We start from the raw sequence: 18,055 nt of genomic DNA, 5'->3' as shown, positions 1-18,055 counted from the left end.
AGTAAAAAACGTCCAAGTTATAGAAAAAGATAACCAAGTTATAGAAAAAAACACCCAAGTTGAAGTTACAGACTTGGTGCCGAAAATGGTGGGTCATATTATTTTTGCTATTACTTTAGCCCATTTACTCAATGATTTAATTCAAGCAGCTCTACCGGCTATTTATCCATTACTTGAACCGCCCCGGTATTGTCGGAGACTTAATATTCTGAGAGAATACGACAATGAAAAGACAAACCTACACTCCTGAGATTAAAGAACGCGCTGTTCGTATGCTGATCGAAGCAGCAAACGACTATCCCTCCACATGGTCAGCTATTCAAGCCATTGCCCCTAAGATTGGCTGCACGCCTGAAACCCTGCGCTCATGGCACAAGAAGCATATAGATCAAACTATCCCTGCATCGGTACAAGCTCAAAGCCAAGAGCAACGTATTAAAGATCTTGAACGTGAGAACAAAGAACTCAAACAGGCCAATGAGATCATACGTAAGGCAGCGGCTTTTTTCGCCCAGGCGGAGCTCGACCGTCCACCGAAATAATGGTCAAATTTATCGATGATCACAAGCAGAAATACGGGATCGAGCCAATCTGTAGAGTACTACCGATTGCCCCATCAACCTACTACCGTACTAAAGACTTGGAGAGTTGCCCTGAAAAGCGCTCGTTGCGTCAGCAGCATGACGACTATTATATCAGTGAAATCAAACGTATTTGGCAGGACAGTAAATGCCGTTACGGTGTTCGTAAAGTCTGGCAGCAGATGAAGGCGGATGGTATTCATGTGGCTCGTTGTACGGTAGAGCGTTTAATGAAGCAGTATGGTATGCAAGGCATCTGGCGCGGTAAGGGCAAGATCACCACCAACAGCCGTGATGACCAAAAACGCGCTGATGACCTAGTTAATCGTAACTTTAATGCCCATCGTCCTAATCAGCTATGGGTAGCTGACTTCACCTATATAAAAACAACTAGCGGCTGGGTATATACCGCTTTTATTATTGACGTGTTTGCCCGTAGCATTGTCGGTTGGAAAGTATCTAATCGCATGAACACGGATATGGTTATGGCTGCGCTAAATCAGGCGATAGCAGACAGGAACAACCCTAAGGATGTCATTCATCACAGTGATCGAGGGGTTCAGTACTTATCCATTCGCTATACTGACAAAATGTGTGACTCTGGTATCATCGCTTCTGTCGGCACGACTGGTGATTCATACGATAATGCACTGGCTGAAACAGTCAATGGACTCTATAAATCTGAGGTAATTGACTATTTAAAGGAGAACTGGACTGGTATCAATGATATTGAACTGGCAACCCTTGAATGGGTGAATTGGTTTAATAAAATAAGACTGCATAGCACGATTGGTTATGTGTCGCCCTTTGAGTTTGAAAAGCGGTATTATGATAATTTAATCCTGTCAGGCATTGCTGCCTGACTCAAGTAAATCAGCCTCCGATAAAGTCGGGGCGGTTCAGATTTTTTAAAATCATCGTCAGCAAAAGCAACAAAAAGAATAGAGACTGTAGTAGATAAACATTATTCTAGACTACTTTTATTTATCAATAGCATAATGCGACAATGTCTTAAGTATCAAATCATTGTTAACTTCTGAATGGTATATTTTGCGAAGTATGTGTTTTTAAGATTATTTAGGTGTATCGCTTTATATCAAGGTTCGACGATTAGGGTGTAGTGACACTACAGTATATTCTAAACTGAAGCTTGATAATCATTTAAAATCACAACTTTCTATTTATAAATGCATTGACAGTTAGCCTTATTAACGTAATAATAATCTAGATGTTAATGGTTATCAATAACTCTTAATTATTTTCAATTCACGCTAACGATTGATAAGTTTTTATCGCCTTGCTTGGTTAGCAATACTTATTGATTAAACTTTTGCTATTTTTATCTCTATTCTCCGCTACCTTATATTTTCAGATGCCACCTACTTGACGGTTATATAAATTAACCGTTATGTGATTTTTTGGCTTGGATGACCCTTTATGGCTGAAACGCTTACTCGTTATGACACCGATGAAACCCCATTAGCCATCGCTGATAAAGCCATGTTCATTCACCATCTTAATGAAGAGCATCAAGATGAACTTGCGATGTTTATCAATGCCTTTACCCCTGCCTCAGTCGGCGAGTACGGTATAGTATCGATAAAAGAGCTGTATCCTGACGGCCTTTTGTTAGATGTTATGACGATGAATCGGTATCAAAATAACTCTAATGCGTTAAAAGATAGCAGTTCTACAAATAACAGCCTCGCTGAAAACCTTTCTAGTGTTAATCATCAATACTTTATCAACTTTTTTGTGCCTATTAGTAACGCTGAAACACTACATGAACAATATATAGCGTTATTGCAGGCATCCGCTACTAAGCTTGGTAAGCGTACGATCAAACTTCAAGAACAGCACTTTCGCGTGATTGATGGTTATTATGTCAGTCCTAATATGTATCGACTGGTGGTCACAGTACCCGATAATATCCCACTCAATCATCCAGGCTACGCGTATTTATTTGAGTTAAATGCTGATGTTTTATCTACCATAAATGGTGAGTTAGAAAATAACGATAAACCTTTACAGCGCTACTACACCCTGCGAAAAGCATGGCGAGATCCAATCCGCTTGTCTGTTCAAGCTTGGATAGATGTTTATATCCATGGCAACACGCCAGGTGGCAATTGGGCACGCTCTCTCGTCTGCGGCATGCCAATAAAAACGGTGCGCGATTATCCAGAAAAAATAGAACACCTCAGTGAGGGACAATGCTTATTAATTTGCGATGAAACCTCTCTACCTACCGTCGCCAATCTATTAGAAAACTGGCAAAATCCGTTGCCGCCCCTTGTCATTGCTATCACCGAAGATCCAGAAGATATCAGTTATTTACACACTCTCAATCTCTGTCAGCACTTAGGTCATGATGAGCGTTTTCTACAAGACAATCTACTTCATATCATTAAAACGCCAACAACCGATCTTTCTGAACAAATCATGAGCTTATTACATGCAAGATTAATGATATTGCCTCTTAAGATTGGCAAAGTTTGGGGTGCGCTTGAAGCGGCAGACATCAAGTCATTAAGACAACAATTAAAGGTAACTCTTGGTTTATCTCGTCAAGATATGGTCATAAAAGTCTATTGGCGCGCTCAATAACTGCTTCAATTCCATAAATAAAATGAAAATCATTTGCATTAACCAGCTACTTTTCTTTAAAATGCCCCATTTACTTTCGACTGCTCACTATGATGCACATCAATAATTTAAGCCTAATTCGTCAAAAAAAAGTTTTGCTTCACCCGACTTCTTTTATCATCGAACCAAATAAACTGTATGCCCTCATTGGGCATAATGGTTCTGGTAAATCTAGCCTTATAAAAGCCATGGCAGGAGAGATGACACCCACGCAAGGTGGCATTGAAATAGAAAATACAGATTTGCGAAGTTTTTCTGCTAAAAGACTGGCGACGCATCTTGCCTATTTACCGCAAAATCTACCTGATGCGGGTGCTTTTACGGTCTATGAGCTTGTGATGTTGGGCAGATACCCTCATCAAAAATGGCTGCAAAAGCCGACTGCCAACGATCATCAACAAGTAGAAAAAGCCATCGCCCTCACTCAAGTTGACGCCTTTAGAGATCGTCAAGTATCAACGTTGTCAGGTGGTGAGCGAGCGCGCGTCTGGTTGGCGATGTGCCTTGCCCAACAGACAAAGTATCTGCTATTGGATGAGCCATTAGCGGCGCTGGATGTGGTCTATCAAATAGAAGTGTTAAAACTGATTCGTCAATTGGTCGACGAGCAAGGCTTAGGTGTTGTGATTATCCTGCACGACCTAAATTTAGCAGCAAGATTTTGTGATGAATTTATCGCTTTAAAACAAGGCAAGTTGTGCCATATGAGTGATGTCAAACGCACCATGGAAAAGGATGTACTGCGCTCCATATTTGGTGTCGATTTTACCCTACTAACCCATCCTACCACTACTCATAAAGTCGCAGTTATATGAAAGCGCTCACCTTTTCGTTCGGGCTATGTCTGGCATTATGCTCAGGTTTATTGTTAAGTAGTTGCCAGTCGTCTGACGCCACCTCGCAAGCATCACAAGCGCCACAAGCAATGTCGTCTAAAGACAATCAAGAAACACCTAAAGTCATGACGCCTGACTGGGGTATTGCGGCGACACTGACTGCCATGGGATACCCACCAGTTGCTATGGGCGATAAACCTTTTTATAGAGAATGGGTCGGTAAGCCTCTTATACCCGATACGACTCTCGACGTGGGAACACGCTATCAACCCAACCCTGAAATGTTCTCTCAGCTAGACTTGGATTTGGTCATAGACAACGATTTTTATGCGCATCTGCGTCCTATGTACGGCGATTTGCCTATCCACTCTATTGAATTGACCAGTCCCAACCAAATCGCAAAGTGGGAGGACTTTATAGAACCCACGTTAGAATTGGGCCGATCTATCAATAAACCGCAAGCCGCGCAAGATTATTTAGACAACAGTAAGAAGCAAATCATTCAAGCGGGACAGACTTTTCATGCTCGTTATCCTCATATCAAAAAATTGGCTGTCGTGCAATTTGCCGATACCAATAATTTGCGAATGTTTTCGTCTAACAGCTTGTTTCAACCTGCTTTAGAGACGATGGGACTACATCTAGTGGCATTGGCAGATGGCAATCAATGGGGGTTTACGCCCATTATGCTAGGAGATTTAGCGCAGCTTGATGACGATACCTGCCTTGTGGTCGTTGAACCTCTTAGTGACCTTCTCAAACTTGAATTAGAAGACAGTTTAGTGTGGCAGCGCTTGGGTTATTCCTTTGATCAAGCGCATGCATCTAGCAAAAAAGGCCGCTGTATCGCCTTACTGCCTGCGACATGGAACAACAGTGGCGTGGCTTCTATGAATGTCTTGGCCGAGCGCTTAACGAATGTCACTTTTGTAGGCCATACCGATTTATGATGAATAAAAATAATTTTTTGTCAGCTAACCGCATTTATATGATGGTCGTTTTCTTAATGCTGCTAGCAGTAGTCAGCAGTTATGCAGTCGTACATCAGCTATGGCCTCTCGCTTTTTTAGAATTGTTCACCCCCTCATTTGAGCTATCACTTTCGGATATGAGTACCCAGCTACAAATCCTACCGACCATGTTGGTAGCATTGACCGCTGGTGGCCTTTTAGGATTGGTCAGTGTTTTATTACAACAGCTGGTAAAAAACACATTGGCCTCAGACACGACACTAGCAGTCGGTAGCGGTGCAAATATGGCGCTGCTCATTGTCACGTTATTCCTGCCTACTTTAGCGTTGGGGGGAAGTTTTTGGGTCGCTTTTATGGGCGCGCTTGGCAGTATGGCGATTGTTTTTCTTCTAGCTGCGCCTAGCCGCATGAATCCTTTGGTATTGGTGCTTGGCGGACTGGTAACCAATATTTTATTGGGCGCTATTACTGCTTTATTATTGATTTATTATGCTGAAGAAACCTTAAACGTCATGGTGTGGGCGGCGGGCAGTCTCACTCAGAATAACTGGCAAGTATCTGCCGTATTAAGCATCGCTAGTGTGATCGCCTTTATTAGCTTAATACCTTTATTAAAACCATTAGAAATAATGAGCTTAGATGATAGGCAAGCCAAAAGTTTGGGCGTTCCTATCAACCTCATTCGTGGATTGGTAGTGGGATTGGTGGCACTACTGACCGCCCTTGTCGTCAGTCGCGTGGGGCCTATTGGCTTTATTGGTTTAGGGGCTGCCACACTGGTGAATGTGTTTTCGGTACGGCGTATTGGTTACCGTTTGCTATTAGGTTATGTGTTTGGAGCGCTGTTGTTATGGATCACCAGTAATGCCACGACGCTGTTACAACATTATTTAAGCCTAAATATTCCTGCTGATGCAATGACGGCCATACTTGGTGCCCCATTGGTGATATGGTTAATCGTGAGCCAAAGTCGTCAACATACCGATGAGGTTATTCCGACTTTAGTTTCAGAACGCCGTGACACTCATTTAATGGGTTGGAGTATCGCCTTAATACTGTTGCTCATAGGCGTACTTATCTTTACGGCTACTTCAAATGGCTGGCAGCTTAGTACGCTAGGACATTTAATTGTTAATTTTAGATTGCCTCGTACGTTAAGCGCAGCCGCCACTGGCATAATGCTAGCCACTGCTGGCGTGCTGCTACAAACCTTAACACGTAACCCGATGGCTAGCCCTGAAGTACTCGGTATCAGCTCAGGCTCAGCGATAGGCGTGGTATTGGCCTTTGTTTTCCTACCCAGTTTTGGCTATACAGGTATTATATTATCAGGATTATTGGGCGCTTTTATTGTCCTTAGCTTGATCTTATGGCTTGCCCGTCGTATCAATCCAGCTTATTTATTATTAGTTGGTGTGGCCATTGCCGCATTGATGGGCGGTTTATTAAGTCTGGTAAAAATATCTGGCGATCAACGGTTACAAGCGGTGTTAAGTTGGCTATCAGGTTCTACGTACCTTGCCAGTCCAGAAACGGCATGGATTTTAGTAGGATTGGCTTTTATACTTTTTTTATTAAGCTTTATGGTGATCAAACCATTAGAAATATTGAGCCTAGGTAGCGGGATTGCCCGTGAGCTTGGGGTATCTTTGAGATTGTATCAAACCTTGATACTCATTCTTGTAGCTTTACTGAGTACGATATCAACGTTAGCAGTGGGACCACTCAGTTTTGTGGGTCTGATGATACCTCACCTCGCCAGCACATTAGGCGCGGTAAAGCTCAAACGTCAAATTCAACTGTCCGCTATCTTAGGCGCGGGCTTAATGGTCATAGCAGACTGGGTTGGACGCTATCTCATATTTCCCTATGAGATACCTGCTGGCACCATTGCTGCTATCATTGGCGGCGCTTATTTTCTATATTTGATGCGGCGTATTAGAGCGTAACCATATGGTTAATACTTCAATAACGACATGACAACATTATCGCTATTTAGGGCTTTAAAAATTTTTAAAATTAATAACGCGCAACTATTGTAATGAAAATGCTTATCATTATAATAGTGATTTAACTTACATATTGGTAACATTCATGCAATTGTCTCGCCTATATTCTGCTCTATTTTGCCTCAAAGCAACTAACAGAGCGCGTCACCCATTTTCAGTAAAATCACTGTCTATCTTTCACCTCTCTACTTCAGTCGTTTTACTTGCTGCAAGCCAAGCGGCGTGGGCACAAACCGATATAAATAATGACAGTCAATCAGATGTACCAAGTGTGGTACTTGATACGATTGTAGTGACCAGTAGTGCGGATGCGTCAGCGGATGGATTGCCAGATGCTTACGAAGGTGGCCAAGTGGCGACCGGAAGCCGCGTAGGAATTTTAGGCAATCAAGACATCATGGATACGCCATTTTCTACTACATCGTATACCAACGAATACATTGCCAACCAACAAGCACAAAGCGTGGGCGACCTGCTCAAAAAAGACCCAACTGTCCGCGTGGCCAGAGGTTTTGGTAACTTTCAAGAAGCTTACTTTATGCGCGGTTTCATCACCACATCAGATGATACGATGTTTAATGGCCTATATGGTATTTTGCCCCGACAGTATATCGCCACCGAATTATTTGAGCGTGTTGAAGTCCAACGCGGCGCTTCTGCCATGCTAAATGGTGCAGCGCCTAGTGGCGGCAATGCTGGTGGTACGATTAACCTATTACCAAAACGTGCTAGTAATGACCCACTACGCCAATTAACGCTTGGTTATGGTCAAGGTGACCAAGGTAAAATTGCCGTCGACGTGAGTGACCGTTTTGGCACTGAGGATGCATTTGGCGTGCGCTTTAACGCCGCTTATCAAGATGGCGATAGTGCCATCGATGATGAATCTTCAACATTGGGATTGGCAGCGCTTGGGCTAGATTATAAAGGCGAGCAATATCGTCTATCAGCAGATTTAGGCTGGCAAGATAACAAACTCAAAGAGACTCGCCCTAGTGTCAATCTTGGCAGTGTTTCTAGCGTACCAAAAGCGCCAGACGGCTCAAAAAATTGGGCGCAGCCTTGGACGTACTCAGATGAAAAAGATATCTTTGGTACCATTCGAGGTGAATATGATTTTAATGACAATCTCACCGCTTATGGTGCTTACGGCATACGAAGTGGCGAGGAAGAAAACTCACTAGCCACCTTAACCGTAAACAGTGCTGATGGTGCGGGCACGATTTATCGTTTTGATAACTCTAGAGAAGATTTGGTACAAAGTGCCGAGCTTGGTCTACGTGGTAAATTACAAACCGGTGAAGTGGCTCATAACTTAGTGTTGGCCGCAAACCTCTATGATCAAGAAGAAAAAGGCGCATTCGCATATGATTTTGGCAATCAGCTAGCGACCAATTTTTACCGCCCTACCGACTACACGGAAGTCCCTTTTACAAGTACAACTACGTTTGGCGGCAATTTAGACGATCCAAAATTAACCAATGAAAAGCAACTCCAAAGCTTTGCGCTAGCAGACACCATATCGCTGTTCGATGACAAACTGAAAACCACGTTGGGTGTACGTCATCAAAATATAAAAACCACCAGCTATGATGCCAACACGCAGGCAGAAACTGCTCATTACGATAAGAGTGAGTGGACACCAAGTATCGGTATTGCCTATCAACCAAACATGGATTGGTCGTTCTACGGTAACTATATCGAAAGCTTAACGCCAGGAAAAACAGCCCCTCAGACAAATAACAATGCTCCTGTTACCAATGCTGGTCAAGCTTTGGACCCTTATGTAAGCGAACAAACCGAAGTTGGCGTGAAGTATGACAACGGGCTTATTGGCAGTAGTTTGGCAATATATCGCACTGATGCCGCACGTGACTATATCGATGCTTCAAACACCCTTATATCTGCTGGTAAAAACCGTCACCAAGGCGTAGAACTGACCGTATTTGGTAGCCCTAGCGAAAATATGCGCCTAAATGCGGGGGTCAGTTATTTAAGTGCCAAACAAAAAGACACTGGTGATGCTGCGTTAGATGGTAATAAAGTCATTGGTCTTCCTACCTTACAAAGCAATGTCAATCTAGAATATGATGTTGCGGCACTCGAAGGATTAACCTTAACAGGTGAAATCATTCATACGGGCCCACGCTATGCCGATAATGCCAATACCTTAAAGGTTGACGGTTATACCACGTTAGATCTTGGAGCTCGCTATAAAACCGTGCTGGCCGGACAAGATGTTACCTTAAAAGGCATGGTAACCAATGTCACGGGCGAAGATTATTGGCAATCAGTCGGTGGCTATACAAATGCTGGTTATTTAAATGCCGGTGAACCCACGGCTTTAAAAGTTTCAGCGACGTTTGACTTTTAAATTTAAACGCTAAGCTTCGCCAATGAGACTACTATACTGATTAAATTGTCGTTATAGAATCATTACCAGAGTTAAATAAAAGGGATTAGGCACCACCTACTCCCTTTTGTGCTATCTAAAAATACGCAAAATTCATTTTATTATTGAGTCCTTATGTCCTCTCGCGCTACAGCTTCTCTATATCATATGATCTGGTCGCATTATCGTCTGCCTTTTCTCAAAGTTATCTTATTGAATTTAGTCAATGCGGCGGTCAGTGTGGGTATTATTGCTTATATTAACCACGCCTTTATCAGTCAGCCTGTTTTTAATACTTTATCATGGCAGAGCTTAGGCTATTTTTCAGCGTTAGTGGTTCTGCTATTGGTCACGACTTTTTTATCACAATATGCCCTAACCCGCTTGGGTCATAGATTTGTGTATGAGCTCAGAACCAAGCTGGTCAAACAAATCATCGATACCAACATTCCGCAGATTGACAAATTAGGAAACGCCCAACTACTCGCCAGCTTGTCTACCGATATCCAATCGATTACCGTCGCCTTTGTCCGTATGCCAGAGTTGGTTCAAGGGGTAATTTTATCTAGCGGAGTCGCTTTATATTTGGGTTGGTTGTCATTGCCACTATTGCTGATCATCATGGTTTGGATTGTAATGACGATTTGGATAAGCACCATTTTGGTGAAGCACGTTTATAAGCACTTAACAGAATTAAGGGAGATTAATGATCTTCTGTATCAAGATTATCAATCTATTATCGAAGGTCGAAAAGAGCTTGCACTTAATCAGCACCGCGCGCAAAAGCTGTATACCAATGATTTTTTGAGTCACGCCCAGTCCTATAAAGAGCGTGTTATTAAAGCAGATACCTTTCACTTATCAGCAGTGAATTGGTCGAACATTATGATGTTTGCAGCGATTGGCGTCGTCTTTGCGGTCTCAAACTATCTGAATATTCCCATGAGCGTTGCCACCACTTTTTCTTTGACCATTTTATTTATGCAATCGCCCCTACTACAAGCCGTTGGCGCTTATCCCACTTTACAAACGGCGCAAGTCGCGTTAGATAAAATACAGACGTTGGCGCTTGCTGATTATCAGCCAGCGTTTTTAACCAATATAGCAGCAAATGACTGGCAGACCATCTCACTGAACAATGTGAGCTATCGCTATCAAGGTATAAACCACCATACACAAGAAGGTGTACCTGAAAATAAGTCGCTTACTGATGATATTTTAAAAGGAGTCAATTTAACCTTGAAGCGTGGCGAAGTGGTGTTTTTGATAGGCTCTAATGGCAGCGGTAAGTCAACCCTTGCAAAAATAATTACTGGCATCTTTATACCTACGACAGGCGCTGTAAAAGTAGACAAACGAACGATTGATTCGGATAACAATACCAATTATCGGCAGCTGTTTTCTGCCATTTTTAGCGATCAACATCTTTTTAAACAACTGATTGGCAGTCAAGACAATGACCCTGATATGTCCTTAGTAACTGAGTGGCTACATAAATTAAATTTGCAAGATAAAGTGACGGTAACTGACCATCGATTGTCTACCGACAAGCTGTCACAAGGACAACGCAAACGCTTGGCCATGCTGCTCGCTGTCACCGAACAAAAGGACTTTCTGCTGCTCGATGAATGGGCTGCTGACCAAGACCCTGCTTTTCGCCGAGTATTTTATCAAACGCTGATTCCTGAATTAAGAGCCATGGGGAAAACGCTGTTTATTATCAGTCATGACGACGGTTATTTTGAGCATGCCGACCGCTTGTTGATGATGAAAGAAGGAAAGCTGACAGAGTTAAATGCAGAAGAACGCCAACGCGCCAGTGCGGACGCCATTGCTATGTTAGAGTAATTGCTCAGCTAGAATAATTGCTAATAAGTCGTACTATTAAAATGTTTAATATCAAAGCATACTGCAAGCGGGGAAATTTTATAGCAGCATTTTATTTTGAATTTGGCGCTTTTATATAAACTGGCTATGCCAGTTTTTCATAAATAACCATGCTTAAATATACAACTCCTGCTGCTACGATTAAGCTAGCAAACCAGACAACGATAAAATAACCAGTATGAGGTGCAAAAAAAGGGAAAATGAAACCTATCAATAGCAGTAGCAATCCCAGCCATCGTAACCTTTGCTGTTTAGTGATATATCGTTTCTGCTCATCATGATGAGATAGCAGGTTTGACCTTACGGCGACTAAGAGTGGCCGTTTGAGATGAAACTTATTCCTATGTCTTTTACTGGTCATCATTAATGCCATCATACCTAGCAGATTAAATGCCAATAGCAATCCAGATAACAGCGCGTTAGACATACTATACATTTTCCATCTGAAGCTTTGAACGACTAGGCGACTTTATTTTTTGCTGGTGAGATGCTTTCTTAAAACTGACCACATAAGTAATATAAGCAAACAGCAGCGCTAGAATAAAAAACATAACGTCAAAGCTGATAAACAGCACATCGACGCTCAAGATACTGTGAAGCAATCCGCGCTCGGTAGTTAGGCTGTTGAGTAGCGGTGTGAATAAAAGTAATAGAGTAATTAATGATAATAATAGACGCCATGCATGACGACTAGAGAGTAATAACGTCAGCAAGAAACCAAACGCCCAGATGATAAAAAACCCATCTACCTCCCACTTGCCTCGCCCTAATAACTCTAACGACAATAGACGATTGAGCCATAAAAAACCTATCATCGCTAAAGGCAATCCCGCCAGCGTCGCAATATTGAGCTTTTCTACTAACCAAAATCCCCAATCAGGCTTATCTATAGTGAATAATTGGCGGCGACGTTTAACCGTCCAAAGCACTAAGCCTGTTGCAATCATACCGCAGCCCGCTGCGCCACATAAAAAGTACAACCAACGCAACCAATTATCCGCAAAGCGTCCTGCATGCAAACCTATCATGACCGCTTGTGTTTGGACAGCGAGCGGCGGCGGTCGACTGTCTTTGAGTACTTCCCCTGTTTGCCCATCATAAATACGAAATACCCCTAACGTTGATAATTGATGCTCAGCTTTACCGTCGATAATAATCATACTTTGGTCAGTATTGGGATGATTAATACTGACACTGGTCACGGTATAATTAGGGTTGCGTTTTTGCCAATCAGATTGTGTCGTGGCAAGCAATGGAGCAATACTAGCCATAGGGGCAGCCTGTAACTCGGTTGCATCCGCTGCCCGATAAGAGTAAATTTCCTTAAAAAACTGCTCATTATCTACCCCAGATACCATGCCTGCCCACGGCATATATAAGGTTATTAAGGTTATGATGCCGGTAAAGGTAATCATCAAATGGAACGGTATTGGCAGCACAGAAAAAGCATTGTGCGCATCAAGCCACGAGCGTTGCCCCTTACCCCAACGAAAGGTAAAAAAATCCGTAAATATCTTTTTGTGGACAATAACGCCTGTGATAATAGCAATCAACATCATCATAGAAGCTATACCGACGATAATTCTGGCCCATATCACACTCATATAATGCAAATCAAAATGCATACGATAAAAGAAGTGACCGCCTACGGTATCTCTTGGTGTATATGCCATTTGGGTTTGCGTATCAAACTGATATTTTAGCCTTCTGTCATCTGTAGTCACATTAATATGTAGACGTTGAGCAATATTATCGCCATTAATATCTTTAGCAATAAACCAGTTTTTGGCATGGGCTTGGGTTTGCTGTAAGTGAGCGATTGCCATAGCAAAACCATCTGACTTATCTTCTAGATTTGTCACATTTTGGTTGTGCGTAAATGTTGAAGACGTGAATGGCGTTTGCTGAGAGCGTGCCGGAATTTCAGGTTGCATCCATGCTGTCAGCTCATTATTAAAATAACTGACCGTGCCCATCAGAAAAATGGTAAACAGCAACCAACCTAATAACAGGCCAAACCAAGTATGGACGTCAGATAAAATGACTCGATAGCCCTTCACTTTAGTTTTACCCTTTGTCTGAATATTACTCATTGTGGCAGTTTGGGTCTTAGTAGAGTCTGAGGGCATAATAACAGCCTGATGGTAAGAAAAATCTAAATAGCGACATAATCAATCACCCCTAATATCCCTGCAATACCGACGATCAGTGTCCATGCCAGCCATAAACGACGCAAAGAAAATACTAAGACAAGGATGAGCGCACATACGACAACGCTAGCAATTTGACCCCAATAGATGGCAGAAATCTCATCTATAGGTAAGGTCAAAAACGTCAAACTCGTAAGCACCGCGATGCCATAGCTACCAATAATCGCTAAAAAAATACGACTGAGGACTTTAAACTCAGGTAGATAAAAACCATGACTGCTACGGCGCTTACTCATGTGACTGCCTGCGTATGAAAGTGAAAGGTCATGATCGGCATAAAAGTGAAAAGCGAAAGATTAAAAGCGATAGGTTAATCTGCCGACTACATTCAAAGGCTCACCGTAAGTCAATTCACTAAAAGTGCTGCCCGCAAGATACTTTTGATTGAACAAATTATTCACATTAACCTGCGCTTCAAGATTGTCGTTAAAGCTATATCTTGCCATGATATTGGCAAGCGTCACGTCATCTTGACCGTACTTTTCAGATTGTTTCGTCACAGGGTTTTTGACAATACCATAGTATCCATTTGACCAGTCAACGCCGCCGCCAATAGTTAAATTAGGAATGATATGATCAAGATTATAAGTGGCAAACAGATTCAGCGTGGTATCAGCAAAGCCAGTATTGATGGTTTTGCCCTTGTTGTCTTCAGCATTAAAATGCGTATAACCAACACTCGCTTGTAGTTGGTCGCTGATTTGACCAGACACTTGTACTTCTACGCCCTGACTGGTGGCACCTTTTGCTCCGTAGTAGGCTTTTTCCAGATCGGTGCCGGGTATTATTTGACCGCCATCGAGTTGAGCAAGGTTGTCCTGCTCGATTCTGAAAATACTCACTTGGCTTTGTAATGTGCCATTATCTGACTCACTTTTTAGACCGATTTCATAGTTTTTACCTTCGATAGGATCGAGGAATTTACCGTTTATATCACGCTGAGTTTGAGGTTTGAAGATATCACTGTAGCTGGTATAAAGACTGTGATTGTCATTAACCGCATAGGTAATCCCTGCGTATGGTGTCCAGATGTGTTTGGCTTCCGTGTTGACGTTACGGCCATACTGCACACCTGAGCGTTCAAAATCAGACACACGCGCTCCCAAAATCACGGCTAAAGGATCCGATAATTTGAGCTGAGTTGCTGCAAAAATGGCTTTTTCTTTGGTTGTGACATCAGAGCTGCGATTGCGCGCTCCCCATTCTGGTTCAGGATAACTGCCATCCCAGTCAGAAAAATCTGGGAGCGGCAACATACCATCAGGCGGTGACTTATAAGTGAAAGTATCAAGATCACTTTTGCTATAGGAGCCGCCTACGATGAGCTTATGCGTTTTTCCCAACGCATCAAAGTTACCGGTTAACTTGCTTTTAACATTGAACTGGTTGCGTTCGGTATCGGCATGAAATGGGTTTAGGTTAAAAATCAGTCCGGTATCAGGATTCACGACTTGGTCGCCATTGGCATACATATAAAGCAGCTTTGGACTACTGTCACTCTCGTTATAGCTGGCATTGGTGGTCAAGTTCCAATCGGCATTAAAATCATGGTCAATATCTGCAAAGTAATAGGTATTATCAGAATCCCAGTTTGTCCAATCTGCGCTGCCATTTTTACTGGTATCCCAATCCGCTTTTGACCCATCACTTAGATAGTTTGGCAAGCCGCCCCACATGGTTGATTTTGATTTATTGTGTTGACGGCTAGCACCCACACTGACCGTGGTGCTGTCGCCCACGTCCGCATCTACTGTGGCATAAAGCAGACTTTGACCCAATTCTTGACGGTCGATAAAGGTATCACCATCTTGATAGCTAGCCACCACTCGGCCTCGTACCGCGCCACTTTCTACTAAAGATTGACTACGATCAACACTGAGACCATATTGCCCATAACGATCAACATTGGCGGATAGCTCTGTTTTTGGAACGCTACTATCAGCCCGTTTACGTATTAAGTTAACATTGGCAGAAGGGTCGCCTGAGCCGCTCATCAAACCAGTCGCGCCGCGTACGGTTTCAACATGGTCAAACATCGCGGTATTGGCAGAGTATTCGCCCATGGCAGCTTGCTGGACAAAATCGGTATTTAAGCCGTCAATTTGGAAGCTATTGATAGCAAAGCCTCTTGATGAAAGACCATTACGCGCGCCATCAACGCTACTTACTTGGATAGCAGGCGTGCGTTTAAGCACATCTATTAGGGTGGTTGAGTTTTGATCTTTGATTTGCTGATTAGTAACCACACTGACCGCTTGCGGGGTTTCTTTGGCCGACAAGCCCATACCGGTGGCGCTACTGGTGACAGGGATTGTATAGCTGTCAGTATTTTCCGTGACCTGTTTGTTCGTTTCTGCCATGACCACGATAGTTGGTAGCGTGGTACTTGGTTCTGACCTATTGTCGCCACGATTGATTTCAATGCCATTGTCATTGATTGGTTGTTGCTGTGATACTTCAGCATGGATCATAGATGAGCTTACTGCCAACGAAGCAATGGCTGAAAGGTGCATGGTTCGCTTAACGCTCCAACTTAAAGGGTTAGGTTTATGCTGTTTTCTACTTTGTGTAATCATAAACATCAATGGTATCTCAATGAAAGTGAGGAGAATTTAAGGGAAGGCAGTTATTCAAGACAATAGTGCTTACTAATACATGTTAGCTTTGTAGAGCATCATGAGAAATGAGCTATTTATTAATAGTCTTGTTGAATAAATATATGGTTTGTTACGTTAGAGTTTGTACATGATAAAGATAATAATAATGATTATCAATACAGTATTGAAATATTTTTGATACAGTGAAGGTCTACGTCATGAGATAGCACTACTTTTTTGTTAGCAAACACTATAGATAAAAATAGCACAGCAAAAAAAAGGCCACTTTTTAAAAGTGGCCTCAATTAAGCACAGTATCTGTTAAACCTTAACTATTGCCTACCTAAATTTAATCGTATCGTTTATTTCAACAGCTTCTGCATAAAGTGGGTTCGAGAAATTACTAAAAAATCCAATAACGCAATAGCCACAATGATAATAATTGCAGCTGGGAATATAATAGCCACCACAAGCAAGGGAATGGCAAACGGCCACCATATAGAAAAACTTTGACCACGTGCTGGTGGATTTAGTCCAGTGATTTCGTTGGTATTACGAGGACGACGTTGCCACCACATGACATAACCGCTCACACAAATTGCAATCACAGATAAGCAAAACAGCACATTGGCTAACACGCTCCATAATCCTAGCGTTCCCATATGAATAGCCGCACCCGCTGCCATAAATTTGCCGAAAGCATTGTAATCCTCAAAGCGGATATCAGCCAATATCTTCCCCGAATAGCGGTCGATATGCACCGTACGGTCAGCCGTTGGACTTTTCATATCGTAGCTCATAGAATCTTGGCTAATCGTCCACACTCCTGTCTCGCCTTGTGGTAGATTCAGCTGATAACGTCCTGCAAAGCCAATCTCACGCGCAAACCTATCTACCGTATCAATCATAATAGGGATATTGGACGCGATACCGTTCTCACCTTTGGTTGTCCCTGACAGCGGCATTGGCGTCAGTTCTAGCACCCAAGGTACCTCTTTGGTACTGCCCGTATTTAATACACGACCATGAGTTGCTGCAGGCGTTGCTGCTGCTCCATGAATGTGCGGCGCGGCATCGGCATTATCCATATCCATACCTGCATGATGCTGACTGTGGTCAATCGAAAGTGGCATGGGCGCGGCGCCCCATTTACCAGCGGGAAATTGACTCCAAGCCTGTACGATTCGCTCGCCCCAAATACCTGCCCAAGCCATTCCTGAAATGCAGAAAAATAATAATACAATGGATATCCAAGTGCCTAAGGTTGCGTGAATTGTACGAAAAAATGATCGCTTTTTCTTTAGGTTCGCATCATTAGCGAACAACATGGCTTTGACAGACTTACGTTTTTGCCACCACAAGTACCAACCCGTTAAAATCATCAAAATAGTTAATGAGGCGGTGGCTTCCTGAATAAAGTCACCAACCTTCCCTAATAGCAAGTCGCCATGGATGCTATCAAAAGTATTGTACAAGCCCGAATTAGTGGGCGTACTTTTAACAATATCAGCGGTATACGGATTTACCGCAACCATATTGTCATGCCCATCTGATATCACTTGAAACAAGGCCACTATCTCGGTATCACGAGGTGCGATATATTTAATCAGCGTGCTATTTGGTAAGGTTTTGAGGGCGTTTTTTGCTTGGTTGGCAATTGGGGCTTGAACCATAGACTGTGGAGGGGAAACCGTTAGACGGTCATTATCTCGGCCTGTTGTATTGGACATAAGCAGCATGCCAAGTCCTGTACCCGCTAAAATAATCAAAAAAGGGGCAATAAACATGCCTGCATAAAAATGCCATCTCCATACTGTAAAATAGCGTTGATTGTTAGGGGATTGACGTGTGTCTCTACTCATAAATATGACCTTTACCCATCTTTGGCTGCTCAATTAACGTCTATCAACGCATTGACAATAGTAA

Annotated in this window: 11 protein-coding genes, 1 pseudogene and 1 other annotated feature; of the genes and pseudogenes, 8 read left to right on the top strand and 4 right to left on the bottom strand. The window is 42.7% G+C overall.

Going from position 1 to position 18,055, the window contains the following annotated elements; all coding sequences use genetic code 11:
* The 8 genes and pseudogenes from ACT3TU_RS10390 to ACT3TU_RS10355 form a co-directional block, all read left to right on the top strand.
* Positions 1–250: pseudogene (locus ACT3TU_RS10390) on the top strand (hypothetical protein); the annotation flags it as partial.
* Positions 225–1,444 (top strand): IS3 family transposase gene (locus ACT3TU_RS10385; protein ID WP_192524200.1). Its coding sequence is split into 2 segments (ribosomal slippage): positions 225–510 and positions 510–1,444, totalling 1,221 coding nucleotides; the frame shifts between segments, so codons are not numbered across the junction. The pseudogene ACT3TU_RS10390 and the gene ACT3TU_RS10385, both read left to right, overlap by 26 nt.
* Positions 500–616, top strand: a sequence feature (AL1L pseudoknot). (Overlaps the previous gene by 117 nt.)
* 574 nt (positions 1,445–2,018) lie before the next feature.
* Entirely contained in the window at positions 2,019–3,188 is a 1,170-nt protein-coding gene (locus ACT3TU_RS10380) for a siderophore-interacting protein (protein ID WP_192524201.1), read from the top strand.
* A gap of 89 nt (positions 3,189–3,277) precedes the next feature.
* Positions 3,278–4,042, top strand: a complete 765-nt coding sequence (locus ACT3TU_RS10375) for an ABC transporter ATP-binding protein (protein ID WP_296244204.1) — start codon at positions 3,278–3,280, stop codon at positions 4,040–4,042.
* Positions 4,039–5,013 (top strand): ABC transporter substrate-binding protein, encoded by a 975-nt coding sequence (locus ACT3TU_RS10370; RefSeq protein WP_192524203.1) that lies wholly within the window; start codon positions 4,039–4,041, stop codon positions 5,011–5,013. The genes ACT3TU_RS10375 and ACT3TU_RS10370 overlap by 4 nt, the downstream gene beginning before the upstream one ends.
* Positions 5,010–6,983 carry a Fe(3+)-hydroxamate ABC transporter permease FhuB gene (gene fhuB / locus ACT3TU_RS10365; RefSeq protein ID WP_192519867.1) on the top strand — a complete coding sequence of 658 codons (1,974 nt, stop codon included), beginning with the start codon at positions 5,010–5,012 and terminating at the stop codon, positions 6,981–6,983. Before ACT3TU_RS10370 ends, fhuB begins: the two co-directional genes overlap by 4 nt.
* Positions 6,984–7,128: 145 nt before the next feature.
* Positions 7,129–9,417, top strand: coding sequence for a TonB-dependent receptor (locus ACT3TU_RS10360; protein ID WP_192524204.1), 2,289 nt, complete (start codon positions 7,129–7,131; stop codon positions 9,415–9,417).
* 153 nt (positions 9,418–9,570) lie between these two features.
* A complete protein-coding gene (locus ACT3TU_RS10355) occupies positions 9,571–11,283 on the top strand; it encodes a multidrug ABC transporter permease/ATP-binding protein (RefSeq protein WP_192520474.1) in 1,713 nt (570 codons plus the stop codon).
* Between the two features lie 467 nt (positions 11,284–11,750).
* On the opposite strand, the gene ACT3TU_RS10350 is transcribed toward ACT3TU_RS10355, so the two are convergent.
* From ACT3TU_RS10350 to ACT3TU_RS10335, 4 genes are all read right to left on the bottom strand, one after another.
* Positions 11,751–13,451, bottom strand: a complete 1,701-nt coding sequence (locus tag ACT3TU_RS10350) for a PepSY-associated TM helix domain-containing protein (RefSeq protein ID WP_443509086.1) — start codon at positions 13,449–13,451, stop codon at positions 11,751–11,753.
* 26 nt (positions 13,452–13,477) lie between these two features.
* A complete protein-coding gene (locus tag ACT3TU_RS10345) occupies positions 13,478–13,768 on the bottom strand; it encodes a hypothetical protein (protein WP_192520477.1) in 291 nt (96 codons plus the stop codon).
* 60 nt (positions 13,769–13,828) lie between these two features.
* Complete coding sequence (locus ACT3TU_RS10340; RefSeq protein WP_192523508.1) at positions 13,829–16,108, bottom strand: TonB-dependent siderophore receptor; 2,280 nt, start codon at positions 16,106–16,108, stop codon at positions 13,829–13,831.
* A gap of 383 nt (positions 16,109–16,491) precedes the next feature.
* Complete coding sequence (locus ACT3TU_RS10335; RefSeq protein WP_192523509.1) at positions 16,492–17,991, bottom strand: PepSY-associated TM helix domain-containing protein; 1,500 nt, start codon at positions 17,989–17,991, stop codon at positions 16,492–16,494.
* Between the last annotated feature and the right edge of the window lie 64 nt (positions 17,992–18,055).

The organism is Psychrobacter sp. AOP3-A1-26 (assembly GCF_052378235.1).
GTDB lineage: Bacteria > Pseudomonadota > Gammaproteobacteria > Pseudomonadales > Moraxellaceae > Psychrobacter.
The sequence above is the reverse complement of the archived record's forward strand: the minus strand, read 5'-3'. Positions and strand labels throughout refer to the sequence as shown.

Excerpts from the sequence above, each read along its gene's own strand:
- ACT3TU_RS10380 (WP_192524201.1), top strand. The coding sequence starts at position 2,019 with ATGGCTGAAACGCTTACTCGTTATGACACCGATGAAACCCCATTAGCC.
- ACT3TU_RS10335 (WP_192523509.1), bottom strand. The coding sequence starts at position 17,991 with ATGAGTAGAGACACACGTCAATCCCCTAACAATCAACGCTATTTTACA.
- ACT3TU_RS10350 (WP_443509086.1), bottom strand. The coding sequence starts at position 13,451 with ATGCCCTCAGACTCTACTAAGACCCAAACTGCCACAATGAGTAATATT.
- ACT3TU_RS10375 (WP_296244204.1), top strand. The coding sequence starts at position 3,278 with ATGATGCACATCAATAATTTAAGCCTAATTCGTCAAAAAAAAGTTTTG.
- ACT3TU_RS10370 (WP_192524203.1), top strand. The coding sequence starts at position 4,039 with ATGAAAGCGCTCACCTTTTCGTTCGGGCTATGTCTGGCATTATGCTCA.
- ACT3TU_RS10355 (WP_192520474.1), top strand. The coding sequence starts at position 9,571 with ATGTCCTCTCGCGCTACAGCTTCTCTATATCATATGATCTGGTCGCAT.
- ACT3TU_RS10340 (WP_192523508.1), bottom strand. The coding sequence starts at position 16,108 with ATGATTACACAAAGTAGAAAACAGCATAAACCTAACCCTTTAAGTTGG.
- ACT3TU_RS10345 (WP_192520477.1), bottom strand. The coding sequence starts at position 13,768 with ATGAGTAAGCGCCGTAGCAGTCATGGTTTTTATCTACCTGAGTTTAAA.
- fhuB (WP_192519867.1), top strand. The coding sequence starts at position 5,010 with ATGATGAATAAAAATAATTTTTTGTCAGCTAACCGCATTTATATGATG.
- ACT3TU_RS10360 (WP_192524204.1), top strand. The coding sequence starts at position 7,129 with ATGCAATTGTCTCGCCTATATTCTGCTCTATTTTGCCTCAAAGCAACT.